This window comes from Lacrimispora sp. YZC11, from assembly GCF_057543815.1.
Genome location: NZ_BAAJYQ010000020.1, coordinates 551,739 through 576,545, shown reverse-complemented (window position 1 = coordinate 576,545; position 24,807 = coordinate 551,739). Strand labels below are relative to the sequence as shown.

Here is a 24,807-nt window from a genome sequence, read left to right as displayed (position 1 = left end):
AGAAAAGTTGAGCTTTCTAAATTCCTTCGCCGTCTGATCCGTTATTTATCTGTTTCCGCTGCCTTTTAAAGCGGTACATCCTTTCATCTGCCATATTTAAAACGGCCTCCGGAGACATGTCCGTCCCCTTTGCAATGTAAATCACACCATAGCTGATGGACATTGGATAGGCCATCTCAACATCAGAAAGCTTCTTATCGATAAGATTCATCTTCTCCTCTGCCAACTGTTCCTCACAGTCGTGAAACAGCACGATAAATTCATCGCCTCCGAACCGGCAGGTAAAGTCAATATCCCGTGCAAACTCCTTCAGAGCTTCCGAAACATATTTTATATATTCATCTCCCTGCAAATGGCCGAACTGGTCATTGATATTTTTCAGCCCATCCATATCGATCATGCAAAGAGAAAAAGGAATGCCCTTTTGGATATAAGAGTCAATGGTACGCAGGCCGCTGCGCCGGTTATCCAATCCGGTCAGTTCATCCTTATAGGCCATGACCTCTAAGAAGGCTTCATTTTCCCTCTGATATGTAACATCCGTCACAAGATGGACCACCGCCTTTTTCTCCTCCCACAGCAAGGAATAGGATTTAACCTGGAAGGTCTTATTGCGGGCGCATTTGAATTCATACCGCAGCTCCTGTTCCAGATCGGTATAGGACTTGAGGCGGGCCATTAAGAGACAGTCCCCTCCCCCGCAGGCAAATTGCCCTGTCCCAGGATCATAAAACCGCCTTCTGGCTGATTCATTGGTATATAATATCGTCCCGTTCTCTTCTTCAATAACAACAACCCATTCTTTCAGGCTGTCCATGATGGATATCAGCAGCCTATTGAACCTTTTGATCTTTTCCGCCTGCTCTTTCAACTCATTTTCCCTTTTCTCCAGCTGGACCACCATTTCATTAAAAGCCTGGGAAAAGTCTCCCATAAAATTCACCCGCTGCTTATAATCTCCCTTGATCACCTGGCCGGTCTGCCACGTTAAATGCTTTAAGGCGGCATAAAGCTGTTTTAAATCTCCTGCCTGAAAATTATGACGGTCAGGCAGGGGAATGTCTAAATTCCCTTCCGCCAGGTTCTTAAGAAACTCGTTGGATTCCATTAGACAGTAAGAAAGATAGGAAACTGCCTGCTCCAGGTCTGAAGACACCTGTGTTTTCTCTTCCATCTCCCCGGAAACCGGCTTATTTAATATGATATTGCGGATCTGCTCCAAAAGAACAGAAGCATCTTTTTCTGTCATCCACTACACCTTCGTCTGATGATCGACACTGGCCTCAAATCTGCATACACGTGAACCACTGGCCCAGCAATCAACTTCTTTTACCACATATTCCTTTCCCGTGTATTCTTTTAATACGCCGGAAAGAAACCCCTCGTCATAATTACAAACCAGATCCCCCGTCACGGGAAGTCCGGAACAATCCAGATCTTCTCCAACAGTAAGAACCACATATCCAGTATGGGGATCAAACTTTTCAATTCTTAATATACCTATTTTATGTACCTCCAGGATCTTTTGCAGGGAGGCAAGGAAGTCATTCAGCGGAAGAGTCAGATCAAGCATGTGTAAGGCAAATTCTCTTCCGGAATGCTCTCCGGCACTTCGGAAAATCTCTCTTGCCATTTCTTCGCCGAATCTTTGCGACAATTCACTTCTTAAGGAATACTGGAACAGCCGGTACATCATGACGGGCATCCCTTCCCCCAGATTCTTCCTCCCTTCTGCTATATTCCCTATCATGTTCCAGGAAAAATTCTTCTCTTCCCCTGTTTGAAAAATATTGAACATATGCCTCCTCCTGTATCTTCGCCTGCACAGCCCGATTGCTCCTCCTGGGTCAGTTACTTGTACATTCATAATTTAAGCATATCTTGCCTGATTATTACCATTTTCCGTCTGTTTTTTCATTTAACTACCCGATTAAAAGGGGTACCTTTTGATCAATATGGGTTATCTGCCAAATGATTAAAGTCAACCATATTATATTATAATAAAAATTCCGACAAATTTCAACAAAAAAATGGTAACAGAAATTTTATGTAACCAAAATGAACAAGTAACAAAATAATATAAGGAGAAGCCATCTTGAAAATTTATGCCAATCCATGTTAAAATAAAGGAATATCCAATGAAAGCAGGAAAGAGGGTGATGATACGAAGATACAAGAATCTGCCGAAAACTATCTGGAAACAATCCTGATGCTTAAGAAGCGCAACGGCCATGTGCGCTCCATAGACATTGCCGAAGAACTGGATTTTTCCAAACCAAGCGTCAGCGTGGCAATGAAAAATCTCCGGGAAAACGGGTACATCGGGATAGACGAAAACGGCCACATCATTTTGCAGGAAAAGGGACTTGAAATTGCAGAAAGGATATACGAGCGCCACACCTTGCTTTCGGAGTGGCTGATTGCCCTCGGGGTGACCCCCAAAACTGCACTGGATGATGCCTGCCGGATCGAGCACGTAATAAGTACGGAAAGCTTTGCGGCCATTAAGGCTCACGTAAATAGCGGCAAAGAAGCATAAAAAGGAAAACAAAAAGAGCAGTCTGGCAAATAAAAGCCGACTGCTCTTTCAATGATTGGAGGAAGATTACATCCATTCCTTATATCGGTGCATATATACCTTTTTCATCATCTGCACGGCTGCAAGATAACCGGCCAGGATCAAAGCAAGCCAGGGAACGAAGTGTACCGGCAGACGATACATATCGAGACCAATGGAAAAACCCGAAAATCCAATGAACAGAGCAAGGACCGCAACTATAAATGTGGAAAGAAACAGGGGCATAGAGGACCTGCTTTGCACAAAGGGCAGTTTCTCTGTACGGATTAAGTGGATAACCAGCACCTGGGATACGGTACCGAATACGAACCAGCCGCATTGGAACAATGGAGAAAGCTCCACTTTATTTGCGCCAATGGCCCACCACATAACCGCAAAGCATAAAATATCAAAAACAGAGCTAAGGGGACCAAAGAAAGCCATAAAGGATTTGATGGACTTTGTATCCCATTTATGAGGCTTCTTTAAAAATTCCTTATCCACATCGTCAAATGGAATCCCCATCTGGGAAAAATCGCACAGCAGGTTCTGGGTCAATATCTGCACCGGCAGCATGGGCAGAAACGGCAGGAATATACTGGCAACGATGACAGAGATCATATTTCCGAAATTACCGCTTGCTGCCATCTTAATATATTTGATGATATTTCCAAAGGTTCGGCGGCCTTCGATGACTCCTTCTTCCAGGACCATTAAATCCTTTTCCAGGAGTATGATATCGGCTGTTTCCTTGGCAATATCCACAGCGCTGTCAATGGAAATCCCTACATCAGCCTGATGCAGGGGCGGCGCATCGTTGATGCCGTCTCCCATATAACCCACCGTATGTCCTGCGCTCTGGAACGCTTTTACTACCCGTTCCTTCTGGGATGGAGATAATTTTGCAAACAGATTGCATATGCTTACCGCATGTAAAAGCTCTTTATCATCCATCTGCTCCACATCCCGGCCTGTCATTAAGGTAGATGCGTCTACGCCCACCTTGCCGCAGACCTTTGCTGCCACGCCCTCGCTGTCCCCGGTGAGGACGACCGTTCTCACCCCATGGTCACGGAGAGCGGCAATGGCGGCGCCTGCGCTCTCCTTTGGCGGGTCAAGAAAACCTACGAAACCTATTAAAACCATATCCCGCTCATCATCCACGCTGAATACCCCAATACCGGGCACCTCATTCTTCTGTGCAACGGCAATCATGCGCAGACCGTCATTATTATACTTTTCATAGGTCTCCATGGCAATGCGCCGGGTTTCCTCATCCATGGGAAGAACCGTCCCGTTCATCTCCACAAAGGATGAGATCTCCAGAATCTCCTCCACAGCCCCTTTTGTGATAAGCTGGAGCTTTCCCTTCTGATCCGTTAAAACCACGCTCATCCTGCGCCGTGTAAAATCAAAAGGGATTTCATCAATTCGGCGGTAAGAGCTTAAAACAGTCTCCAGTCCGTTCTGTTCGGCACGGTTTATGATCGCTAAGTCAATGAGGTTCTTTAAGCCGGTCTGAAAATAGCTGTTTAAGTATGCATGACGCAGGATCCTGGCATCCTCATCCCCACTTAAATCCATGTATTTTTCCAGGACCACCTTATCTTCGGTCAGGGTACCTGTCTTATCGGTGCAGAGCACATCCATTTCTCCAAAGGTCTGTATCGCTCCAAGAGTGCGGACGATTACCTTGTGCCTGGACATGGAAACCGCACCCTTTGCAAGGGTGGAGGTCATGATCATGGGCAGCATTTCCGGCGTAAGGCCAACTGCGATACTGATGGAAAAAAGAAGCGCTCCTGCCCAGTCACCTTTTGCAATGCCATTGATCAAAAACACCACCGGAATCATGACAAGCATTCTTCTGACCAGAAGTCCGCTGACCGAATCCACTCCCCGCTCAAAACTGGTCTTGGCCTTATCACCTGACAGGGATTGGGCCATGGAGCCGAAAAAGGTGTTATTGCCGGTTGCCAGAACCACAGCCGTGGCGCTTCCGCTTACCACATTGGACCCCATAAAGCCGATATTCTGCAAATCCGTCAAAGAGTCGCCGGGCATATTGTCCCCGTCAGAAAACTTCTCCACAGGAGCGGACTCGCCGGTAAGGGCTGCTTGGGCCAAAAAAGTGTCTTTGGTAGATAAAAAACGCACATCTGCCGGAAGCATATGTCCTGCGGAAAGCTTGACTACGTCTCCCGGAACCACCTCATCCATGGGGATCTCGGTAAGTTTCCCATCTCTCCATACATCTGCCTTGTTGGAAATCATCTCTGAAAGCTTCTCAGCGGCGGCATTGGAACGCTGATTCTGGACAAAGGCAACCAGACTTGAGACAAGCACCAGGAAAATAATAATGGAAACGGTGAGATAGTCAGGTCTTGAGGAAGCAATAACATCTGTGAAATAATTAACAGCTGCAATGACGAGCAAAATCACATTAAAGGGATTGATGACCGACTCTCTCAGCCTGTGAAGCATTGTATCTTTTTTTCCTGCCGTAATTACATTTGCCCCGAATTCATCCTGTCTTTCCTCAGCCTCCTCATTGGTTAGGCCGGTCTTTGTTGCGGAAAGGGAGGATAAGAGCTTTTCTTCCTCAAGAAACGCATAGGCTCTGAGCTTTTTTTCCGTGTCGTATCTGTTTTTCTCGATCTGTGTGCTGATTGTTTTCTTTCTCATGAATTTCATTGGAATCATCCTTTCTATATTATGATTCCCCAATGAAAATAAAATAGCAATAAAAAAAGCCGTCCCAATAGACGGCGTGAAAGGCATAGACTAAGAAAGCCCATCTGTATCAACAACAATGGACAAAAGCCCGTTAAAAGCACCGGCATATTGGTTTATATTTTCATACTGGGGTTTGAAGTCACATATTGGACTTCGGGGGCTGCCTTCCATTGTTTCACTTCCTTTTAATAATTTTAGTTTATATTATACATCCAGTGTATTCGATGTTGTGGCAAAAGTCAACCATACTTGAGCACATCTGTTATTACCGCTTGTTTTGTGGATTTTACAGTTGCTTTTTTGGTAATATTTGGATCATTTGCCGTTATCAGAAACATCTTATAATAAATACATGATAAGCAAAGGAGTATTTTACAATGCCGCGAAGAGGAGAAAATATTTATAAACGCAAAGACGGGCGCTGGGAAGGAAGGACTTTAAAACTGGATGGAAAGTATCGGTATTTCTACTCCAGAACCTACAAAGGCGTAAAAGAAAAAATGAAGAATTTCCAGGAGATCCAGGAATCAGTTAAGGAAAAACTTGCCATTGACGGAAACGATGTCTGCAGTTTGTTTGAGGCATGGCTGGAGGATGCTTCCCTTCGGGTTAAACCCTCCACTTATGAAAGCTATTACCGGTGCATGGATAAATACGTGATTCCATTTTTTAAACAGGAAAAGAACCTGCAGATAACAGAAGATTCTGTTTTTTGTTTTGTAAAAGCCATCAGAGAAAATAACGGATTGGCAGATTCATCCAAGAAAAAATATCTTACCATCTTCAAAATAGCTTTAAAAGAAATCTTAAAGGGAGCGCCCGAGGGCTTTTCCATCATTGAACAGGTGAAAGTCCCGAGGCCGGAAGACAAGGAGGTTATGGTCTTTTCGATGAAAGAGCAGAGGATCATAGAAAATGCCGCACTGAATTCCAAAGACAGGCGCGCGACAGGAATTATATTAAGCTTTTATACCGGCATCCGCCTTGGAGAATTGTGTTCCCTTAAATGGGGAGATATTGATATGGAAACCGGTACTCTGTCCATTGCACGGACCGTATCCAGAATAAAACATTTTGAAGAAGGTGAAAGCAAAACATCTCTGCAGGTGGGTGCTCCAAAAAGCCGCAAGTCTTTAAGGAAAATGCCTCTGCCGGACTTTCTGTTAAAAATGGCAGAGGAGCGGGGATTTTCGAATGCAAAACCGGACCATTATATCTTTTCCGACGGGGATACTCCCTTAGATCCCCGCAGTTTTCAAAAGCTTTACAAGAAACTATTAAGGGACGCTCACGTCCAGGACCGTAAATTCCATGCCATCCGCCATACCTTTGCCACCCGTGCCCTGGAGCTGGGAGTGGATGTGAAAACCATCAGCGAACTGTTGGGCCATTCCAGCGTTTCCATCACCCTTAATGTGTATTCCCATTCCCTGATGGAACAAAAAAAGGCTGCCATCGAAAAATTTAACCATATGTATCTTTTAAATATGGAAACCGCCGCCGCTGCCCTGCCTGATCCTGGCCCGGCTTTGAAAAGTCTTACATAAAACGTACATTTTGCAGCAGCCTCGTTTTTTGATAATAAAAACGACCCGGCGGTGTTACGGGTCGTCATAGTTTCAAAAAAGCGAGGCTACTCCCCGGAGATCCTTGCCGCCACCAGGGAATAAAGCTTTTCCATTGTTCTCCAGTTCCGCACCGTTGCCGGTCCGCCAATCAGTGACAGATTGCCTGCAAGCTTGGAATTGCGGATGCTGTGGCAAAGCAGAAGATAAATATCCCTGCCCTGTATCCTGTAATCATCAGACTCCCCTGCAAAGGGCTTTAAGCGTTCCGCTTCTGCCTCCGGCGGAGCCTGATGAAAAAGGCAGACATAAAAGCTTTCTCCTTCCGTATTCAGAGCCTCCGCTTCTTTCCTCTCCTTCTCTGTATAAGGACAGTTTCTTATTATTTGTTCCAGCTGATTGGAGGTTCTTAAAATCACGCTTACGGAGAAACCGAATCTTTCCCTGATTTTATTCTCAAGCTTCTCCTTTAGCTCCTCTTCCTTATCCTCTGACTCAAATATGACATTGCCGCTTTGAATATAAGTCTCCACCCGGGTCAGGCCTGCCTCTTCCAGCAGCTGTCTTAACTCAGCCATTTTTATCTTGTTTTTCCCGCCCACATTGATTCCCCTGAGCAGTGCGGTATAAATGGTCGTCATGGTTCTTCTCCTTTCCGGGCCTTAATTTCTATAAAATAACATTGGCCTGATTGCGCCCTTCTGACTTTGATTTATAAAGGGCCTCATCCGCCCGCCTTAATGCCCCGTGAAAATCCTCATCTCCTTCCTTAAAGAAGGAAAATCCGACGGATACGGTGATCCCTATCTCTTCATGGTGTTCCAGTATTTTCAAAGAAGACACAGAAGTCAAAAACTTGCTTCCAAAATCCAGTACATGCTTCTCTTCTATTCCATTAAGAATGACAACGAATTCATCACCGCCCCAGCGGATAATCTTATCCGTGCTTCTTAAGGTGCTTTTCATCACGTTTACAAATTCAGCCAGAGCCATGTCCCCTGCAAAATGACCGTATTGATCATTGATCCCTTTAAAATGATCCACATCGCACATCATAATTCCGGGACTTAAGCCTGTCCGTTTATATTCCTTAAAGGCATTGGTCAAATCGTTTGTCCCGCTTCTTCTGTTCCCTGCCTTTGTAAGGACATCCTGGTTAAGCTCAGATTCCATTGCCTTTTTCGCATGGCGGTAATATATTTTTTCCAATAAGGAAATGGAAAACAGGCTGACGATCAATATAACAATAAGCAATAAAACCAAAAGAAGGGTGATCCTGGATACCAGTTCTTTACTTTCCTTACTCGTCTGGTCAACATAAGGCTGTAAGTCATCCAGATAAACTCCCATGGCAACTACCCAGTCATAATCCTTATAAAGCTTGGCATAAGCCAGCTTTTTTGATACCTTATCGCTGCCTGGTTCCTTAAAATAGTAAGAGAAATACAGCTCACCATCCTTATTAATTCCCTGAAGCTCAGTCAAATATGGATAATTTCCTGCGATATCCGTCATATCCGTTGAAAGATAGATCCCCTCCGTATCAGGTAAGTTGGGATGGATTCTCCGGATGGCATAATTTTTCCCTCCCTGATAATTCTGTATCTCGTTTACCCATATATAGGAATTTCCGTCAAATTTTGAATTTCTGATCACATTTGCAATATCAGACTTAACAAGCTCATTTACGTAGCTTTTGGTAAGCCCGAAGAGATATGCATAATCTCCGTGAAAGAAAACCCGGTAAGAGGATAAGCCGGAGGTATTGGCTTTGAGAGTATCCTTCCAGGTGTCTCCTGCCAGATTTCCCGGGTCATAAATTGCTTTATTTGCCTGATTGTCCCACAGGACCACAATCATAGATTTATAATCAGGATTATCCCGGAAAAACCGGATGAAGAAATCATTGAATCCGCTGTCCGGAAGATCCTTTTTCATGTTAATGATATCAGACGTTCTGGAAACAAAGGTTTCCACGTATGACGATTTGGATGCCCGCCTAAGTTCAATTTCAGAAATCAGGTTATTGACCGTATCCTTTAGGAAATCTTTCTTAATGTTATAGATCGCTTCCTCTGATTTTTCAATATAAATATCGCCGACCTTGTCAATGGAAAACAAATAAAAGCAAACCATAACAGTGCAGATAATGCAGATGATTGTGGATAGAAATATAGTATATTTGCGCCTGATAACGCATTCCTCCTTTTTGGAATGTATATTTTTGCATATCATGTAAGCACTTTTTCATTTACTCATCCACATATTCCAGAAAAATCCTGTTATTAAATCCGCCCCTGTTTTTTGCCTTTTTTTCCCGAGCAGCCTCCAGTTCTGCTTTCGTATATCCTCTGGCACTGCAAAGAGAATATAACACTTCCAGCACATCTGCCAGCTCTCCCAGGCTCTTATCCTCCTGATATTCCTTTACCTCTTCGTTAAGCTTTTCTTCCAGTTTTACCATATATTCTTCATCAGCCAGAATACGGCATACCGCTTTTTTTCCTTCTGCTTCAATTACCTCCGGTATCCTGTCCCTGACTAACTTATCATATCTTTTAATGGCAAATCCCCTCTTTCCAGTTAATAATTTAACGGGTCTTATGTTCTGCGAAAGATACGCTTAAAAAACAGTATAGCACATTCATGGAAAATTGTCGTCTGTTCCTGTTAATATCACTGCTAAAAGATCCTGAAATTTTCCTTAAGTTTTTAATAAAAATCAAACAGTATTCTGCATTCCACATATAACTTCTTACGGCGTTCCTCCGCTTTCTATTTGATATTTTACACAATGTATTATAACATCATACACACATCATTCTATCATAAAGCAGAACTTCTTTTATATATTCGTTGACACTTGTTATATGATGTTATATAATGTATTCATAGATTAAGTAAATTAACATATTGGAGGTAACATATTATGACAGTCAAAGAAATTGTTTCTGCAATCAAGGCTGAACGTCCAAACATCACTGCTGTCTGCTTTGTCGGTTGTGGTGCTTCCATGTCAGAATTATTTCCCGGTAAATATTTTCTGGAAGCAAATTCCAGAAGACTTCGCGTGAGCATTTACACTGCCAATGAATTTAATTATTCTCCCCCCGTATCCGTAGACGAATCTGCGATCGTGGTCACCTGCTCACTAAGCGGAACGACTCCTGAAACTGTAGTAGCCTCAAAAAAGGCCATGGAGTTGGGCGCTGCTGTTGTCTCTGTAACACATGTGGAAGGCTCTCCCCTTGCCAATGCTTCCCATTACCAGATCATTCATGGCTTTGAAGCCAGCTATGCGGAAAAGATGGAGAAAATGACCGGCGTCCTTGCGCTTTCTGCGGAAATCCTTAATGCCTATGAAGGTTACTCCCATTACGACGCGATACAGGATGGACTTTCAAAGATTTATGGCCTGATTGAAACTGCTGTTTCCATGAGCCTGCCTGCTGCAAAAGCTTTTGCCGTGAACTACAAGGACATGCCTATTTTATATGTCATGAGCTCCGGGGCCACCCAGATGGTTTCTTACTCCTTCTCAAGCTTTCTTATGATGGAGATGCAGTGGATCCATGCAAGCTCCTTCCATGACGGCGAATTCTTCCACGGGCCGTTTGAAATGGTTGAAAAGGATGTTCCTTATCTTCTTCTGATGAATGATGGGCCCACACGTCCCATGGATTCCAGGGCCCTCACCTTCCTGCAGCGGTTTGACGCAAAGGTAACGGTTGTGGATGCAAAGGATTTCGGCTTAAGCTCCCGCATTGACAAATCCGTTGCGGAATATTTCAATCCCATACTTATCAGCGGCGTACTGAGAATCTACGCGGAGCAGCTGGCTATCATACGCAATCACCCTCTTACAAAAAGGCGGTATATGTGGAAGCTTGATTATTAAATAAATACGTCCCTGTAAAGCACTGCTTAAAAAAAGCAGGTGTCTTATAGGGACGTTTTATATGCTGTGGATCACTCTTCAAATCTTTTTCCAAATCCAAAGGAACCGTCCTTCTGGCAGTTCTGTGAGGAATAAACGGCAGCCTTATAAAGACTGGTCATTATGGTCATATCCTTATACTCCTGTGCCGAAGTGATGCCGGATTCTCCGGAATTTTCCGGAAAATCAACCGCATATTTCATTCCCTCTAAATAGCTGATCAAAAAGCATGTAAGAAAGGAATCCCCTGCGCCCATGGTATCCTTTGCCCTGATCAGGCACGGAGACTGTTCATATATCTTTCCGTCCACATATACAAATGCTCCTTTTGCTCCCCTGGTGGCTATGACGATATGCCTGCAGCCATAGGAAATGATGGTTTTTATCTGATGAACGATCTCCTCCTTTGTCATGTCTTCCCCGCAGGAGATACAGGCACAGTCTATATAAGGACAGGTCTCTTTTAAATACTCAGAGGAAGCATGGCCGGAAAAATCCATGGAAAGAAAGGCTGCCGCTTCCCTTAGATTGGGAAGCTGGGCCTCGATATAGCTGAAAATACTGGTATGCACCATGTCATAGCCTGTAATATATTCCCTGTCCATATTGGTCAGTTCCAGAGGATGTTCTTTGGAGACTCCGCCCTTATTGCTTCCGATGAATACCCGGTCACCGTCCACCAGCTTAGCCTTTGCTGCACCGTTTTCCCCTTTCCAGAAGCGGCATCTGGAAACGTCAAGCCCAAGAGCCGTAACCGTTTCATATACATGGCGGGCCTCTCCGTCATCTCCAAAATTCCCCATATACGCAGATTCATAACCAAACAATTTCGCATACACCGCAAAATTCAAGGCATTCCCTCCCGGATACATGGTCAGGATATGCATGTATTTATCCACCACATTATCACCCAAGCCTAATACTCTGATCATCGTTCGTTCTCCTTTTTCGTTTTGGTCCTATATTTTTACCGGTAAGCCCCGACGCCTTTCAAACCGTGTGACCTCCTTAAAACCTGCTTCTTTTAAGAGCTTCTCTGCCTCATGAAAATCAGCCCCCACATCCTCCGGCCTGTGGGCGTCTGACCCAACCGTTACCACCGTTCCTCCAAGCTGCGCAAACAATCTCACCGTTTTTAATGCGGGCATGGATTCTCCAGTTCCCTGCCTGATGCTGGAAGTGTTGATTTCAATGCCCTTTCCTCTGGAAACCAGATTTCTAAGAACCCTTGTGATTTCCTTCTCATACTTATCATAATAATCAGGAAGTCCATTTTTTACCGAATGTCTTTTAATCAGATCCAGATGTCCCAGACAGTCGAATTCCCCAACCTCCGATAGCCTTATCAGATGGCGGTAATATGCCTCTGCAATATGGGGCATGGTCCTTTCTGTATACTCCATCTGGCTGACATCTACGTTCTCAATCTTGTGAAGAGAGCCGATAATAAAATCAAAGGGATATTTGCTAATGACTGCAAATGCATTTTCAGGACACAGATGCATCTGACCGATCTCAAGTCCCCGCCGTATTACCAGCCGCCCTTCAAATTTCTCCCTGCACATCTCCAGCGACCTCCAGTACTGTTTTAAGTATTCTTCGTGAAAATACTCCTTTACGACTCCATGGGCATAAAACTCATAATGATCCGTAAAGGCTATCTCATCCATCCCCTTTTGTATGGCGCTTTCGCACATTTCCTCCATGGGTACCCCCGCATCCGGAGAAATGCTATGAACATGATAATCCGCTGTCAGCATAGTCATCCCTTTACCGCTCCCTGGGTGAGTCCTCGTACAAACTGCTTCTGCATACACAGGAATAAAATGATCATAGGAAGTGAGGCAATCAGGATCCCGGCCAGCATGACCACGTAATCCGACTTTAAATCTCCCTGAAACGCCATAAGCCCAAGAGGAATGGTCATGATGGATTTGCTCTCCAGAAATACATTGGCAAACAGGAATTCGTTCCATACAAAGTTTAGGTTTACGATGGCACAGGAAGCAAGAACCGGCCTGCTGACAGGAACGATGATCAGGAAAAACCGCTGCAGGCTGTTGCAGCCATCTACAATAGCCGCTTCCTCCAATTCCCTTGGGATAGAGATAAAATAAGACCGGAGCAGGAACATTGTAAATGGAATGCGGAATGCCACGTAGGGCAGGATGATCGCCCATTGAGTATTGTAAAGCTTTAAGGATTGCAAAATTTTGTAAAGAGGAACCAAAGCAACCTGTTCAGATAAGGCCATGCCTCCCAGTACCAGGAAAAAGAGAAAGGTGCTGCCCGGAAGCTGAAATCTGGTCAGACCATAAGCCAGAAAGGAGCTGATGAACAGGATAAAAAGCAGGGAGACCGCACTAACCAGAATAGAATTCTTAAAGTAGCTAAAAAGGCCTTTATTCCATGCAGTCACATAGTTAACGGCCATCCACTTTTTAGGCAAAGCCAGGGAATTCAAAAACATCTCCTGATTCGTCTTTAAAGAGTTTAAGATCAGCCACAAGACCGGAAAAAGAATGACACACACCAAAAAAACCAGGAAAATATGCAGCAATATCTTTAATAAAAAAACCTTTGAATTATTAGAATGTTTCATTCTGCATTCCTCCTTTATATCTCGCCGGACCTTGAGGCCTTCAACTGTATGACAGATGCGGTCAGGGTGATGGCAAATATTAATACTCCTGTAGTGGCCGCCATGCCCATATCGTCATGCAGGAATGCATTCTGATAGAGAAACAGGCCAAGAACCTGAGAATTATTTCCTGGACCTCCGCTGGTGGTTGAATAAACCTCGGTAAATAATTTAAATGCACCGATAATAGTAATAATGGAGCATACCAAAAGCTGCTCCTTGGCAAGCGGAAGGGATATGCTCAAGGCTCTCCTTACCGGACCTGCCCCGTCGATGAGTGCCGCCTCCAGATAATCCACCGGCACATTTTGGAAAGCAACCACCATTAGCAGCGTGATATATCCGGTAAACTGCCACTGGCTCATGGCTATGATACAGAAGATGGCCAGTCTTTTATCCCCCAGCCAGGTTTGCTGGAACTGAGAAAGTCCCACATTTTTTAAAAATGTATTTAGGAGGCCAACCTGTGGGGAATAAATGAAATTAAACATTAGGCCTACAGCGGTCAGGGAAATCAGTGATGGAATAAAGTAAACATTCCTATAAAATCCTCTTGCCCTGCCGGTAAGCCTGCTCTCCAGCAAAAGAGCAAGAACCGTTCCAAAACCAACCTGGACGATCAGCGATATGATGCAATAATACAGGTTGTTGCGTATCATAATCGGAAATACTTCATTCATAAATAAACGCTTGAAATTATTGAGTCCCACAAACTTCATGGTGGAGGAGTAGGAAGATAACCGGAAAAAACTGTACACGCAGTTGACTATGATAGGAATGTATACAAAGCCCAGCACCATGAGAAGCCCCGGCAGTATATACAGGTATGGTACGAATTTCTTTTTTTTCATCTGGATCCCATCCTTTTTCGTGAACAGGGAGCGTGATACGCTCCCTGTTAAGCTATATTCGTATATTTATTTAGCGTACCAGTGACTGTGCTTCCTTTGCTGCTGCCTGAACCTTTTTCATGGCCTCCGCCGGAGTCACGTCTTCGTTGGTGATATCTGAAATAGCGGTAAGGTATGTGTCGCATACGGTTGAATACAGGGAACTGTCAAACCATGGCCCCATTTCCTTTGCAGAAGAAATCGCCTTATATGCATCGATCAAAGAGGGGTCCTTTAAGTTTGCGTCAACACCCTTGGAGGCATTGAACCAGCCAATCTCTTCCGCCTGGGCAGCGCCCACTTCCGGCCCAAGGAACCACTTTAAGAACTGGACGCATTCATCAGGGTATTTGGTCTTTGAAGAGACGACAAAGCCCTCTGGAGAACCGGAAAGAAGATCCGTATTGCCGGAGCCTTCTACAATCGGGAAATGAAACATTCCCCAGTTCAAATCCTTATTTTCCTGCTTAACATTTGTAATTTCTACCAGCTCTGCATACAACATGGCGGTCTGTCCCTGAGTAAATCCCAATCTTGCCATATCATGAGTCTGCCCATTGACTCCGGCGTTCATGTAGGGTACCAGCTGTTTATAATATTCAAGGGCCTTCACATATCCGGGATCCGTAAATTCCCCTGTCTTCGGATTATAATCTTTAGCCCTTACATCGTCTGCCACGAGCATCTGATTTAATGTTCCCACATAGTGGCATGCCGGCCATTGGTCCTGATTGCCTTCCGCGATGGGCGTGATCCCGTCCGCTTTCAGCTTATCACAAAGGGTTAAAAATTCATCCCATGTCTTAGGGATTTTAAGGCCTTCCTTTTCAAAAATATCCTTATTGTAAAAGAACAGTTTGCCGTCCAGGCGGAAGGGAACACCGTAAATCATTCCGTCATCAGTCGTATACTCCACCATCTGGGTGGTCAAAAGAGAATCTTTCCACGCCGTATCCTTTTCCATATACTGCGTCAGATCCAGAATCAGGTTTTCACGGATAAAACGTTCGGAGAACTCGCCGCCCCAGCTGAAAAAGATATCAGGGCACTCATCAGAGCCGACAACTACTTTGATCTTCTCTTTATACGGCTGGTTCTGAGCGCTTGTAATCTGAATATCAATGTCCGGATGGGCTGCTTCATATTCCGCTGCCTTTTTTTCAATAAATGAGTTGCACGGATCATCAGGGAACCGGTGAAACAGCTTAATAACCTTTTTATCCCCCGCTGAGGCTGCTGCCGTTTTATCCCCGGAATCGGACTGGGAAGATTCGGATGTGGCTTTGGATGAAGGGGATTGCTCATTGGTATTGCCGCTGCAGGCTGTCATGGACATAGCCATGATGCAGGATAAGCCTGCTAACATTGCTTTTTTAAAGCTTTTTTTCATAATTTATTCTCCTTTCTTGTATCCGGTAAAATAGTTGTCGCGGTTATGTATTGTATGCATACATCTTATTACAACTAGATACATTATATTATGATATAACATATTTTGCAATAGCTTTTTTTATTTTATTGTCTGTTTCCTCCCATGGCCTAACCATATGCCGGCTTTTTATAGTAAAAATGACGAATATTTTAGAAAATAAATTTTATTTTCCTAAATACTTCGTCATTTAAGCAATCAATTATGAAATTTACTTTGTTACGTTTACGTAAAGATCGTCAGCTTATACCGCTCCGGATTGATGATCAGCTTGCTGTAATGGATGACCTGGCCCTCCTCATCCATTACCTGATCCTTATGCAGAAGGAGAACCTGGCCTTCATTCACTCCTAAATATCCGGCTTCCTCTTTCGTCGCATAGCAAATTTCCACTGTCTTCACCGCATGGGTGGGTACGGTATCATGCCTGCGCAGGATAGAATAAACAGAGCCTGTTAAATCTTCTCCCATCAGATAGGAGTACTTTGACGGAAAATATCCTTCTTCCAGCATGACCGGCTCCTTGTCGCTCTTGCGGATCCGGATAATCTTTAGAACACGTTCCTTATCATTTATATGAAGATACCGGCTTATGGAAACGGAGGCGGATGTCCATTCCAGGGAAACCATCTCTGTGGATGCTGTCTTTCCGTCATTTTCACATATCTCTGTAAAACTTAAAAGCTTATTCATAACCCGGTTCAGCTTTTTTGCAGCCACAAAGGTGCCTATCCCCTGGTGCTTTCTGAGATATCCTCCATCAACCAGTATTTCAATCGCTTTTCTGACCGTAATCCTGCTGACGTCATAATTCTGGCTGAACTCAAGCTCCGTCATAAGTTTATCGTTTTCTATTAATTTACCTTCCACAATCTGCTGTTTAATATCATCCGCAAGCTGCTGGTACAAAGGGGTGATTGAATTCTTATTCATGTTACTCCTTTCTGAACTCTCTCATTTATTTGTATCATACATCTTATAATATCACGTCAATCTCAAAAGGACAATTCTATTTCTTCCTATATTTTGTCCCAATTCCTGTATGGACCTGGCCAGATGTATTACCCAGGATTGGTACGCGTTCATTCCCTTCCATTCTATTAAGATTATTTTTTCCCGTTGGAGATTGCGGAATATTTCCCGGCGTCAGCATATAATATTAATTAATTCACATGCTTTTCAGGGGGGTTTTATGAATACTACTACTACAGGCAGAAGGGGAAGCATCACTAAAGTCGGGAGCATCCTGCACATTGAAAACGCCCTGGTAGAAGATGTGTATACTTCCAACAGCAGAACCGGTTATGTCATAGTTTCTTACGCGGCCCACGGCCGGAATGAAATGGTCTATATTGAACTCCTTCAATTGAACGTGGATTGGGATACGATCTTAATCAATCAATTTGGCGACCCTATCAGCTTGTGCGCCATCAGAAGGGATATGTGGGTCAATGCCGAGTTCTCCTCTGCCATGACAAGAAGCACTCCTCCTCAATCGAAGGCTTACCGGATCGTTGCCTTTCTACCGAATCCCCTTTTTCGCGTAACGACGGACCGAATCGTATCCGTTGATGTTCAAAATGGCTTCCTCAATACCGGCAATCCTGATGATGAGACGGACCAGATGAGATTTGTCATTTCCCGGGCTACGGAAATACTGGATCAGAACGATAATCCCATTGGCATAAGCTCCCTTCAGCCCGGACAGCTGGTAAGGATCGAGCATGCCAACTTCCAGACCGCCAGCATTCCTCCCCAGACCACTGCTTATCGCATTAAACTGATTTAATATAGTGTAATATTCCATCAATTATAAAGACGCAACCGCCCCTCCATACAGGCAGGCCCGGTTGCGTCCGCCGTTCTCCGGCTCATTCTTTATAATCGCCTCTTTTTTCTACCACGTTATAGCCAATGGAGGCAACACGGTTTCTCAGACAGACATTACATTCTGCAGCTTCCTCTCCGGTACAGATCTTGTTGTCATACAATTCATATTTTTTCCGGACACCAATGGGAGATAAATTGGGCATCAGAACATTGGCTCCTGATAGGATCCCTTTTTCCCTTCCCTTTGGGTCAAGGGTCCCTAATGCTGTGGTGGAAGGCAGCAGCGCATTCGGCAGCATCAGCCTTAAAATCCCTATGAGAAACAGTGTGAGATCAACACTTCCCGCAGGGAAACCGGCAAAGGGCGTATCCTTATGAGGAATAAAAGGCCCAATGCCCACCATCTGGGGAGACAGCTCTCTGATAAACTCCAAATCCTCAGCAAGACACTTTGCGGTCTGGTAGGGGGAACCAACCATGAATCCGGTGCCCACCTGATAGCCGATCTTTTTTAAATTCCTTAAGCATTCCTTCCGGTTTTCTAAGGACAGGGAATCAGGATGAAGAAGGGAATAATGTTCCTCATCAGCTGTTTCATGGCGGAGGAGATAGCGGTTTGCCCCCGCTTCATAATATCTCAAATACTGGTCATAGGTTTTTTCCCCTATGGAAAGGGTGATGGCACAGTCCGGATACTCCTCCCGGATGGTCTTTACAATATCCATCATGATCTCATCTGTAAATGCAGGGTCTTCCCCTCCCTGAAGCACAAAAGTCCGAAAGCCGAGTCCGTACCCGGACTCACAGCAGGAGAGGATCTCTTCCTTGCTCAACCGGTACCGGCTGGCATTTTTATTGCTTCTTCTTATGCCGCAGTAATAGCAGTCATTTTTGCAGTAATTCGTAAATTCGATCAGTCCCCTGATATAAACTTCCTTCTCATAATGATCCTGACTGTAGGTCCTTGCCAGGGAAAATAAATATTCACTGTCTTCTTTATCATAATTTTCCAGCAGGTAAATGAACTCGTCCTTATCCAGGTTATGAGTTTCATACAGCTTATCAATCAAATGCTTCATTTTCTTTGCTCCTTGCTCTGTAGTTTCCGCCGCTGCCTGGTTTTTTCCATCCTTTACCCCAGATTTTCCACAAGCTGTACTCTCATGCCATTGGGATCTTTTATAAAGGCAAACCTCACGTGGGGATTTGGCTGTACCGGATCTCCCAAAATAACCGCACCTTTTTCCTTTGCCAGGGAAAGGGTCTGATCAAGAGACTCCACTTCAAAACCCCAGCTGATATCATCTCCCACATGAATTTCCCTGTCTCCGCCGCATATAAATTCGATTTGTGTTTCCCCTTCGCCCAAAAATGCAATTTCAGTACCAGGGCCGGCAGGGAATCTTCTGGTTACCTTCAGACCGATGATCTCTTCATAAAATTTGATTGATTCTTCTAAATTCCTAACGTTTAAAGTGCTCCAGCAAAACTTCATAATAATTCCTCCTGTTTTAATCATTTTTTCGTATTTTATATTAGCCTGTGCAAAAAGGATATCTGTGCTTATTCATACCAGAATGACATGTTTATTCTATCATTTTCTATATAATAGTTAAAGTCAATTTTACAACATTTTTTTCCATTCGATTCCAACCTCCATTTCAGTAGCCAAAAGTATGATTTTATTAAAATAAGTCCCGATTACATAAGATTTTTAATACTTTAATCTATTATAATATAAAACATAGAATCCAAAAGCTTTATATGGAACGAAATTTTTAACAGGAGGGAACCCTTATGAAATACGAAAGTAACAAAACCTGCGATAGCAATTACTTCCATTTGGAAGAAAGCGCCTTCCACGTATATGGAGAGCAAGATCGTGAAGTAATTGCACTGATGGCCAACCGTTTTATCGGGCATAACCCCCAGGCGCCTTATCAGTACCGGCTGGATTTCACATCCGGCATCACATGTAATACAAAAGGTTGGTATCAATTTGATTTTAGCAGCCGCTTTTCTAAGGCCGCCGTTGGAGAGGTCTGCTATGGAGCAGGAGATTTATATAGCCACAGCCAAACCGTCTCCCAATTTCAGATCCAATGCTGCGGGCCAACTGTTTTATGGGTAAATGGAGAAAAAGTATTTCACTCCCTCCCCCCTCAGGAAGGCTTGAAATCCTGCTGTACATTTTCCATTCCCCTAGAGGCAGGCCTTAACCATTTTCTCTTGGAAACCGAAAAAACGGAAATCGGCTTCGGCCTCTCTTTCCGCCATGCACAACCCCAATGGCAGCCTTCCCATTTTACGTCACCTTTGGCTGAAAGGAAGGGACAGGCAGGCTTTGTCTATTGCCCTCCTATTGGCCGGGGGACAGCAGATGCCTCTGCCCTGATTGACGGTTCTTTTGAGGGACTTCCCTGGTTCCCAAGGCAGGAGTATGAGGCGCCTGTCTCCTCCTGCCCCTTATCCCGGATCTTCGGCCTGGACAGCCAGGGAACTGCCGCCGCCAAAAGCAGCTTTTTCCATGGGGATTCCGGCAAGGTCCTGATCAAAGGAATCTCAAACCAGCCGCTTAAGGTCTATATCAACGGAGATCTGTCCCTGGATTGGATGGAAGGGGCCTTTGAAAAGGAAGTCTCTCTGCCCAGAGGTATGTATGAGGTAATACTGCTTTACAAAAAGAAAGCAGGACTGGAAACAGGTCTGGCAGTTGAATTTCAGGATGCTGGCGGAACCCTGCCCCTTCGCACCGGTGTAAAAGGATATGAGGGAGAATGGATCTATACCGGTCTTTTTGGAAAAGAAATCCCCCCCATCAGCTATTTTACAGGCATGGATAAGGTGTACCCCGGATCAAATGGCACCTGCTACTGGCAGGCAGACCTGCCAGATTCCTTTGTACGGATATTCGCGGAGCAAGAATTATACGGAAAATGGACCTATCCCTGTGGCGTGACTCTTTATGGCCTGTTAAAAGCGGGCGAATATCTTGGCCGTCCGGACTGGCTGGAATATGTACAGGAGTATGCCCGGATGACAGCGGCGGTGTATGATTATTCCATTTATGATAAATCGGTATTCGGATATCCGGGAGTGAATACCCAGCTTTGCTGGCTGACCGAGTTGGATGACTGCGGCTCCTTTGGCTCCTTTCTGCTGGAAGCCAACCGGCGTTGTCCCACGAAAGAGGCCCATGCCCTGGCGGATGTGATTGCTGATTTTATGAAAAACCGCCAGCGAAGGGAAAAGGATCAGGTGTTCTCCAGAAACGACAGCACCATGTGGATCGATGATATGTACATGAGCATCCCGTTTTTATGCCGTTACTACCAGCTAAGCGGAAAAGAGGAATACTTAACAGAAGCTTGCCGCCAGGCGAAGTTATTCAAGCAGTACTTCTTTATGCCGGATCAGAATCTGATGTCTCATATTGTGGATCTGGAATATAAGAAAATGAATAAAATCCCCTGGAGCCGGGGAAACGGCTGGGTGGTGCTGTCCTTATCAGAGCTGCTGCTGGTTCTCCCAGAAGATCACCCGGACCATAGCGCGGTGGCCGGATTCTTCCATGAGATGGCGGAAGGCATTTTGCGGGTACAGGATGAAAACGGCCTGTGGCATCAGATTCTGGACGACCCTTCCACCTATGAAGAAGCTTCCTCCACTTCTATGTTCATCTGTGCTCTTTCCAGGGGAATCCGCCTGGGGATTTTAAGCCCAAAGCTGTGCCGGGAAAGCATTTTATCCATTCAGCGGGCATGGAAAGGAATGAAGCAAAGGGTAATCAACCGGAAGGGCGACCTTTACGGTGTCTGCCAGGGCTCCGGATGCTCCTTCAGCCGCTCTTATTACCAGCAGCTTGGATGGCGTTTCAACGACCCCCATGGAATTGGAATTGCTATTTTGGCGGGAGTCGAAAAGCTCATGCTTGACGATTTCCTTCAGCATAACCATATCCCTGAATAAATAATATATGCTCCTCTTATGGCAGAAAGCTTTTCCTATTTAAGCGGTCTGCCATAAGGGGAGCATGTTACGTCACAGGCTGCGCCCTCTGATATTCTTTATCCATTCATAGTGCTTATTAACAGCATGATATTTAAAACCATGCCTAACATACCAGCGCCTCTCTCTTCATTTCCTAAATTCCTGAGCGTTCAATTGTCCAGTGTTTTTTTCAAGCAGCAGAAGCAATTCATCCTGAGGCAGGGGTTTGCTGAAATAGTATCCCTGAATCTTGTTGCAATCATACTTTTTCAAATATTCCAACTGCCCTTCTGTTTCAACCCCTTCCGCTATAATAGATAATCCCAGCCTGCGCCCGATCATAATGATCATATTGGTAAGTGAGGTATCCTCTCCGTTATTTGTAATTGTATCAATAAAAATTTTATCGATTTTCAGCGTATTGATAGGAATTTGCGTCAGATAGCTTAAAGAAGAGTATCCTGTGCCAAAATCATCAAGAGCTATTTTTATTCCTTTTGACTTTAATTCTCTAAGCTTGTCCTTGATTCCATCATAAGATTCAATGAGTACGGATTCCGTTATTTCCAGTTCAAGGGATCCAGGCTCCACCCCTGTTTCCGAAAGAGTCTTCATTACCTTTTCTGTGAAATCCTGCTGCATCAGCTGAATGATGGAGACATTCACTGAAACCGAAATATCCGGGTGGCCCTGGTCGTGAACCTTCTTTAAAAACTTACATGCATTGAATAAAACCCAATCCCCGATGGGATTAATTAAATTGGTTTCTTCTGCTATGCTGATGAATTTTAAAGGAGAAACCAGGCCCAGCCTCTCACTGTTCCACCGGAGCAGGGCTTCCATGGAATTGATCCTTCCTGTGGTGACATCGATCTGGGGCTGATAGCAGAGGCTGAATTCTTCACGCTCCAGGGCCTTCCACAGCTCATTTTCCATGATCATCCGTTCCTGGATCTGCATGTCTATATCCTGACTGTAAAAGGTATACCTTCCCCTGGCGGTGGATTTGGCTTTGTACATTGCAATATCCGCGCACTTGAGAAGCATATCCACATCATTGCCATGGAGGGGATACAAGGCGATTCCCAAGGATACGGTAACATTCAGAACACTGTCGGAGACCCGGAAAGGAATGGCAAAAGAATGGAGGAGCACCTTGGCATAGGTTTCTATTTCCTCCAAGGTTTCGTATTGATGAACAAATACTACAAACTCATCCCCACCTATCCTATAAATGGATCTGCTCTCATCGGATAAGCCCATCAGCCTTTTACCGATTTCTGAAATCAGCAGATCCCCTGATACATGCCCCAAGGTGTCGTTGATGTACTTAAAGTTATCAATATCAATGAACATCAGCGCCATTTTGTTGTCAGGGCAATGATCCATATGCCGCTTCGCCGTCTCGTAAAAGGCTGCCCTGTTAGGAAGGCTGGTAAGACGGTCCTCAAATGTCATCTGCTTCAGCTCCTGGTTCATGGACTGGATTTTTAATAAAGATATCCTTAATAAAAGATAAAGCACAGTGGCTGTTGCTAGTACAAAACCCCCTCCCTTTATCATGCTGACGGCCGCCGACATCTGTCTGTCCATTGTGAGCTTCAGCAAAAGCCGGTCAGAAAAAAGGATCCATAAGGTTCCGGCAAATATGTATAAAACGGAAATCTCCATGGCAAGCTTTCCTGGGTGGAAATCCCCGGGGCAATTGAAAAACCGGCTTAATTTATCACGGATATGAAATCTGTTTAAGAACTTTTTGGCTTTCTCCCGTCTATTCATAGCACTCTCCCTTCCAAACCAAAAGCTCCGCCAGCTACTCTATTCTGTTTCTTTCCCTGACCTCAAGCACCCTTTTTTTCAAAGGATCTACAATCCGCATAACATCATACGTCTTTTCAAAAATCTTTATTTGATCAAATAGAGCTTCATATTCTTTCATTCCTGATACCTCCTGATTTTTGCTATTGTGCCTAACCATGGCCCATGTTCAGAGTGCGGCAGCTAAAAAACACAGATTGCATTGCGAACCTTTTTTGCCTCATACAGGGCCCGGTCGGCATGAATAAAAAGCCTGACCGTATCAACCTGACCTGATATTGATGCAAGCCCGAAGCTGGCCGTCAGCATCAGCTTTGGATAGTCCTCAAAAAACAGAAGATTCACCCTGGCTTTAATCTCCCCGCAGATGGCCTCTGCGTCTTCCATGCTTTTGCCACAGAACAATAAGCAGAACTCATCGCCCCCGTAACGAAAAGGCGTCATATCCAAAAGGAATTCTTTTAAGATATTGGCAAATTCTATTAAGCAGCGGTCTCCCACGTGATGTCCCCAGGTATCGTTAATATTTTTAAATTTATCTATGTCTACAATTGCAAGAATATAGTTCCGGTCTGATGCTGTATCTTCTACATATTTCATTTCAGCCCGGAACGCTTTCCGGTTGTATATTCCGGTCATTTCATCCATATGGACGCTCTGCTGCAAGAGCTGCCGCTCAATCTCCTTTTGTATGCCTGCGCTGTTTTTTCTGCGCTCAAACCGGATCACTGCCATACAGGCAATGGAGAAAGCGATCAGGACGGAAAGAGAAATCAGAAAATCTCCCATCCGGTGGGTGTTCTCAAAAATGCTGATCTTATCTATATCCCATTCCAGAAACAGTTCGGAAATGATGATGGAACTAATACTGGCCAGTGCTGTAATGCATGTGATGCGATAGTCCGCATAGATTGCTGTCAGCATAATGGCGATTGCAAAAATATAATAAGTTGCCGTAAACGTGCTGTGTACCGTAAAGAGAACAAAACCGATCCCTACAAAGATAAGTGAAATCGCATAAATTTTATGGTTCTGGGAAAAACGCTTTGATCTCATGATCATCGTTTCGATTGCAATGCAAATAAAGTTTACTCCGCTTGGAATGATCAAAAATTTTATAAAAAATCTGTATACCGTTGTTGTCAGCATATCTGAATTAACCAGGATCATTCCCATTGCAATCTCAACCAGTAACGAAAAAACAACCAGGACAACGGAGGTTTTATAATGAAGCTGAAGCCAGCTTTCATCGATTTTTGTATATTCTTCCTGTATTGCCCTGATATACATGTCATCTAAATGTTCTTCATCAATAGCAAACTCAAAGCGCTCAAGCCCCACGTGCTTACCTCCAGGTATCATATATGATTATAATATATAACAATACAAAATTAAATCAATCTCAATATGAAAC

Annotated in this window: 23 protein-coding genes; 5 read left to right on the top strand and 18 right to left on the bottom strand. The window is 44.3% G+C overall.

Going from position 1 to position 24,807, the window contains the following annotated elements; translation table 11 throughout:
- Window positions 1-16: 16 nt before the first annotated feature.
- Window positions 17-1,249: a sensor domain-containing diguanylate cyclase gene (locus tag AC27IJ_RS24155; RefSeq protein ID WP_312441255.1), complete on the bottom strand. Its 1,233-nt coding sequence runs from the start codon at window positions 1,247-1,249 to the stop codon at window positions 17-19.
- A 3-nt stretch (window positions 1,250-1,252) separates the two neighbouring features.
- The gene (locus AC27IJ_RS24150; RefSeq protein ID WP_312441254.1) at window positions 1,253-1,798 is read right to left on the bottom strand and encodes a 4-vinyl reductase; all 546 of its coding nucleotides are present in this window, start codon (window positions 1,796-1,798) and stop codon (window positions 1,253-1,255) included.
- Between the two features lie 411 nt (window positions 1,799-2,209).
- On the opposite strand from AC27IJ_RS24150, the gene AC27IJ_RS24145 reads away from it, so the two are divergent.
- Entirely contained in the window at window positions 2,210-2,539 is a 330-nt protein-coding gene (locus tag AC27IJ_RS24145) for a metal-dependent transcriptional regulator (protein ID WP_312441253.1), read from the top strand.
- Window positions 2,540-2,605: 66 nt separating this feature from the next.
- Here AC27IJ_RS24145 and mgtA read toward each other — a convergent pair whose 3' ends face one another.
- Window positions 2,606-5,242, bottom strand: coding sequence for a magnesium-translocating P-type ATPase (gene mgtA / locus AC27IJ_RS24140; protein WP_331667105.1), 2,637 nt, complete (start codon window positions 5,240-5,242; stop codon window positions 2,606-2,608).
- A gap of 99 nt (window positions 5,243-5,341) precedes the next feature.
- On the bottom strand, window positions 5,342-5,464 hold the full coding sequence (locus AC27IJ_RS24135; RefSeq protein ID WP_312441251.1) for a hypothetical protein: 123 nt from the start codon (window positions 5,462-5,464) through the stop codon (window positions 5,342-5,344).
- A 206-nt stretch (window positions 5,465-5,670) separates the two neighbouring features.
- Between AC27IJ_RS24135 and AC27IJ_RS24130 the strand changes: the two genes are divergently transcribed.
- On the top strand, window positions 5,671-6,840 hold the full coding sequence (locus AC27IJ_RS24130) for a tyrosine-type recombinase/integrase (RefSeq protein WP_312441250.1): 1,170 nt from the start codon (window positions 5,671-5,673) through the stop codon (window positions 6,838-6,840).
- Between the two features lie 86 nt (window positions 6,841-6,926).
- On the opposite strand, the gene AC27IJ_RS24125 is transcribed toward AC27IJ_RS24130, so the two are convergent.
- The 3 genes from AC27IJ_RS24125 to AC27IJ_RS24115 are packed head-to-tail and all read right to left on the bottom strand — an operon-like array spanning window position 6,927 to window position 9,322.
- Window positions 6,927-7,499: a DUF1697 domain-containing protein gene (locus AC27IJ_RS24125; RefSeq protein ID WP_312441248.1), complete on the bottom strand. Its 573-nt coding sequence runs from the start codon at window positions 7,497-7,499 to the stop codon at window positions 6,927-6,929.
- Between the two features lie 28 nt (window positions 7,500-7,527).
- A complete protein-coding gene (locus AC27IJ_RS24120) occupies window positions 7,528-9,093 on the bottom strand; it encodes a diguanylate cyclase (RefSeq protein ID WP_487151121.1) in 1,566 nt (521 codons plus the stop codon).
- A 16-nt stretch (window positions 9,094-9,109) separates the two neighbouring features.
- A complete protein-coding gene (locus AC27IJ_RS24115) occupies window positions 9,110-9,322 on the bottom strand; it encodes a nucleoside triphosphate pyrophosphohydrolase (RefSeq protein ID WP_312441246.1) in 213 nt (70 codons plus the stop codon).
- 465 nt (window positions 9,323-9,787) lie between these two features.
- Between AC27IJ_RS24115 and AC27IJ_RS24110 the strand changes: the two genes are divergently transcribed.
- Complete coding sequence (locus tag AC27IJ_RS24110) at window positions 9,788-10,756, top strand: SIS domain-containing protein (protein WP_487151119.1); 969 nt, start codon at window positions 9,788-9,790, stop codon at window positions 10,754-10,756.
- Window positions 10,757-10,827: 71 nt separating this feature from the next.
- Here AC27IJ_RS24110 and AC27IJ_RS24105 read toward each other — a convergent pair whose 3' ends face one another.
- The 6 genes from AC27IJ_RS24105 to AC27IJ_RS24080 form a co-directional block, all read right to left on the bottom strand.
- Window positions 10,828-11,727: a PfkB family carbohydrate kinase gene (locus AC27IJ_RS24105; RefSeq protein WP_312441244.1), complete on the bottom strand. Its 900-nt coding sequence runs from the start codon at window positions 11,725-11,727 to the stop codon at window positions 10,828-10,830.
- Window positions 11,728-11,754: 27 nt separating this feature from the next.
- Window positions 11,755-12,561 carry a histidinol-phosphatase HisJ family protein gene (locus tag AC27IJ_RS24100; RefSeq protein WP_312502569.1) on the bottom strand — a complete coding sequence of 269 codons (807 nt, stop codon included), beginning with the start codon at window positions 12,559-12,561 and terminating at the stop codon, window positions 11,755-11,757.
- Window positions 12,558-13,397 carry a carbohydrate ABC transporter permease gene (locus AC27IJ_RS24095; RefSeq protein ID WP_312441242.1) on the bottom strand — a complete coding sequence of 280 codons (840 nt, stop codon included), beginning with the start codon at window positions 13,395-13,397 and terminating at the stop codon, window positions 12,558-12,560. The genes AC27IJ_RS24100 and AC27IJ_RS24095 overlap by 4 nt, the downstream gene beginning before the upstream one ends.
- A 14-nt stretch (window positions 13,398-13,411) precedes the next feature.
- Entirely contained in the window at window positions 13,412-14,287 is an 876-nt protein-coding gene (locus tag AC27IJ_RS24090; protein ID WP_312441241.1) for a carbohydrate ABC transporter permease, read from the bottom strand.
- Window positions 14,288-14,357: 70 nt separating this feature from the next.
- Entirely contained in the window at window positions 14,358-15,716 is a 1,359-nt protein-coding gene (locus tag AC27IJ_RS24085) for an ABC transporter substrate-binding protein (RefSeq protein WP_487151116.1), read from the bottom strand.
- A 264-nt stretch (window positions 15,717-15,980) separates the two neighbouring features.
- On the bottom strand, window positions 15,981-16,688 hold the full coding sequence (locus AC27IJ_RS24080; RefSeq protein WP_487151114.1) for a GntR family transcriptional regulator: 708 nt from the start codon (window positions 16,686-16,688) through the stop codon (window positions 15,981-15,983).
- 259 nt (window positions 16,689-16,947) lie between these two features.
- Here AC27IJ_RS24080 and AC27IJ_RS24075 point away from each other — a divergent pair, with 259 nt between their 5' ends.
- On the top strand, window positions 16,948-17,544 hold the full coding sequence (locus AC27IJ_RS24075; RefSeq protein WP_487151112.1) for a hypothetical protein: 597 nt from the start codon (window positions 16,948-16,950) through the stop codon (window positions 17,542-17,544).
- Window positions 17,545-17,626: 82 nt separating this feature from the next.
- Here the strand turns inward: AC27IJ_RS24075 and hydE are convergent, their stop codons facing one another.
- Window positions 17,627-18,664 (bottom strand): [FeFe] hydrogenase H-cluster radical SAM maturase HydE, encoded by a 1,038-nt coding sequence (gene hydE, locus AC27IJ_RS24070; RefSeq protein ID WP_312441237.1) that lies wholly within the window; start codon window positions 18,662-18,664, stop codon window positions 17,627-17,629.
- Between the two features lie 53 nt (window positions 18,665-18,717).
- Window positions 18,718-19,080 (bottom strand): VOC family protein, encoded by a 363-nt coding sequence (locus tag AC27IJ_RS24065; RefSeq protein ID WP_313258479.1) that lies wholly within the window; start codon window positions 19,078-19,080, stop codon window positions 18,718-18,720.
- Window positions 19,081-19,382: 302 nt separating this feature from the next.
- Here AC27IJ_RS24065 and AC27IJ_RS24060 point away from each other — a divergent pair, with 302 nt between their 5' ends.
- Window positions 19,383-21,554, top strand: coding sequence for a glycoside hydrolase family 88/105 protein (locus AC27IJ_RS24060; protein WP_487151109.1), 2,172 nt, complete (start codon window positions 19,383-19,385; stop codon window positions 21,552-21,554).
- A 168-nt stretch (window positions 21,555-21,722) separates the two neighbouring features.
- On the opposite strand, the gene AC27IJ_RS24055 is transcribed toward AC27IJ_RS24060, so the two are convergent.
- The 3 genes from AC27IJ_RS24055 to AC27IJ_RS24045 form a co-directional block, all read right to left on the bottom strand.
- Window positions 21,723-23,354, bottom strand: a complete 1,632-nt coding sequence (locus tag AC27IJ_RS24055; protein ID WP_487151107.1) for a putative bifunctional diguanylate cyclase/phosphodiesterase — start codon at window positions 23,352-23,354, stop codon at window positions 21,723-21,725.
- A 34-nt stretch (window positions 23,355-23,388) separates the two neighbouring features.
- Window positions 23,389-23,514 (bottom strand): hypothetical protein, encoded by a 126-nt coding sequence (locus AC27IJ_RS24050; RefSeq protein WP_312502577.1) that lies wholly within the window; start codon window positions 23,512-23,514, stop codon window positions 23,389-23,391.
- Between the two features lie 62 nt (window positions 23,515-23,576).
- Window positions 23,577-24,734, bottom strand: coding sequence for a GGDEF domain-containing protein (locus AC27IJ_RS24045; protein WP_487151105.1), 1,158 nt, complete (start codon window positions 24,732-24,734; stop codon window positions 23,577-23,579).
- Window positions 24,735-24,807: the final 73 nt, after the last annotated feature.

Coding starts and splice junctions, on each gene's coding strand:
- AC27IJ_RS24155 (WP_312441255.1), bottom strand. CDS start 1,249: ATGACAGAAAAAGATGCTTCTGTTCTTTTGGAGCAGATCCGCAATATC.
- AC27IJ_RS24150 (WP_312441254.1), bottom strand. CDS start 1,798: ATGTTCAATATTTTTCAAACAGGGGAAGAGAAGAATTTTTCCTGGAAC.
- AC27IJ_RS24145 (WP_312441253.1), top strand. CDS start 2,210: ATGCTTAAGAAGCGCAACGGCCATGTGCGCTCCATAGACATTGCCGAA.
- mgtA (WP_331667105.1), bottom strand. CDS start 5,242: ATGAGAAAGAAAACAATCAGCACACAGATCGAGAAAAACAGATACGAC.
- AC27IJ_RS24135 (WP_312441251.1), bottom strand. CDS start 5,464: ATGGAAGGCAGCCCCCGAAGTCCAATATGTGACTTCAAACCCCAGTAT.
- AC27IJ_RS24130 (WP_312441250.1), top strand. CDS start 5,671: ATGCCGCGAAGAGGAGAAAATATTTATAAACGCAAAGACGGGCGCTGG.
- AC27IJ_RS24125 (WP_312441248.1), bottom strand. CDS start 7,499: ATGACGACCATTTATACCGCACTGCTCAGGGGAATCAATGTGGGCGGG.
- AC27IJ_RS24120 (WP_487151121.1), bottom strand. CDS start 9,093: ATGATATGCAAAAATATACATTCCAAAAAGGAGGAATGCGTTATCAGG.
- AC27IJ_RS24115 (WP_312441246.1), bottom strand. CDS start 9,322: ATGGTAAAACTGGAAGAAAAGCTTAACGAAGAGGTAAAGGAATATCAG.
- AC27IJ_RS24110 (WP_487151119.1), top strand. CDS start 9,788: ATGACAGTCAAAGAAATTGTTTCTGCAATCAAGGCTGAACGTCCAAAC.
- AC27IJ_RS24105 (WP_312441244.1), bottom strand. CDS start 11,727: ATGATCAGAGTATTAGGCTTGGGTGATAATGTGGTGGATAAATACATG.
- AC27IJ_RS24100 (WP_312502569.1), bottom strand. CDS start 12,561: ATGACTATGCTGACAGCGGATTATCATGTTCATAGCATTTCTCCGGAT.
- AC27IJ_RS24095 (WP_312441242.1), bottom strand. CDS start 13,397: ATGAAACATTCTAATAATTCAAAGGTTTTTTTATTAAAGATATTGCTG.
- AC27IJ_RS24090 (WP_312441241.1), bottom strand. CDS start 14,287: ATGAAAAAAAAGAAATTCGTACCATACCTGTATATACTGCCGGGGCTT.
- AC27IJ_RS24085 (WP_487151116.1), bottom strand. CDS start 15,716: ATGAAAAAAAGCTTTAAAAAAGCAATGTTAGCAGGCTTATCCTGCATC.
- AC27IJ_RS24080 (WP_487151114.1), bottom strand. CDS start 16,688: ATGAATAAGAATTCAATCACCCCTTTGTACCAGCAGCTTGCGGATGAT.
- AC27IJ_RS24075 (WP_487151112.1), top strand. CDS start 16,948: ATGAATACTACTACTACAGGCAGAAGGGGAAGCATCACTAAAGTCGGG.
- hydE (WP_312441237.1), bottom strand. CDS start 18,664: ATGAAGCATTTGATTGATAAGCTGTATGAAACTCATAACCTGGATAAG.
- AC27IJ_RS24065 (WP_313258479.1), bottom strand. CDS start 19,080: ATGAAGTTTTGCTGGAGCACTTTAAACGTTAGGAATTTAGAAGAATCA.
- AC27IJ_RS24060 (WP_487151109.1), top strand. CDS start 19,383: ATGAAATACGAAAGTAACAAAACCTGCGATAGCAATTACTTCCATTTG.
- AC27IJ_RS24055 (WP_487151107.1), bottom strand. CDS start 23,354: ATGAATAGACGGGAGAAAGCCAAAAAGTTCTTAAACAGATTTCATATC.
- AC27IJ_RS24050 (WP_312502577.1), bottom strand. CDS start 23,514: ATGAAAGAATATGAAGCTCTATTTGATCAAATAAAGATTTTTGAAAAG.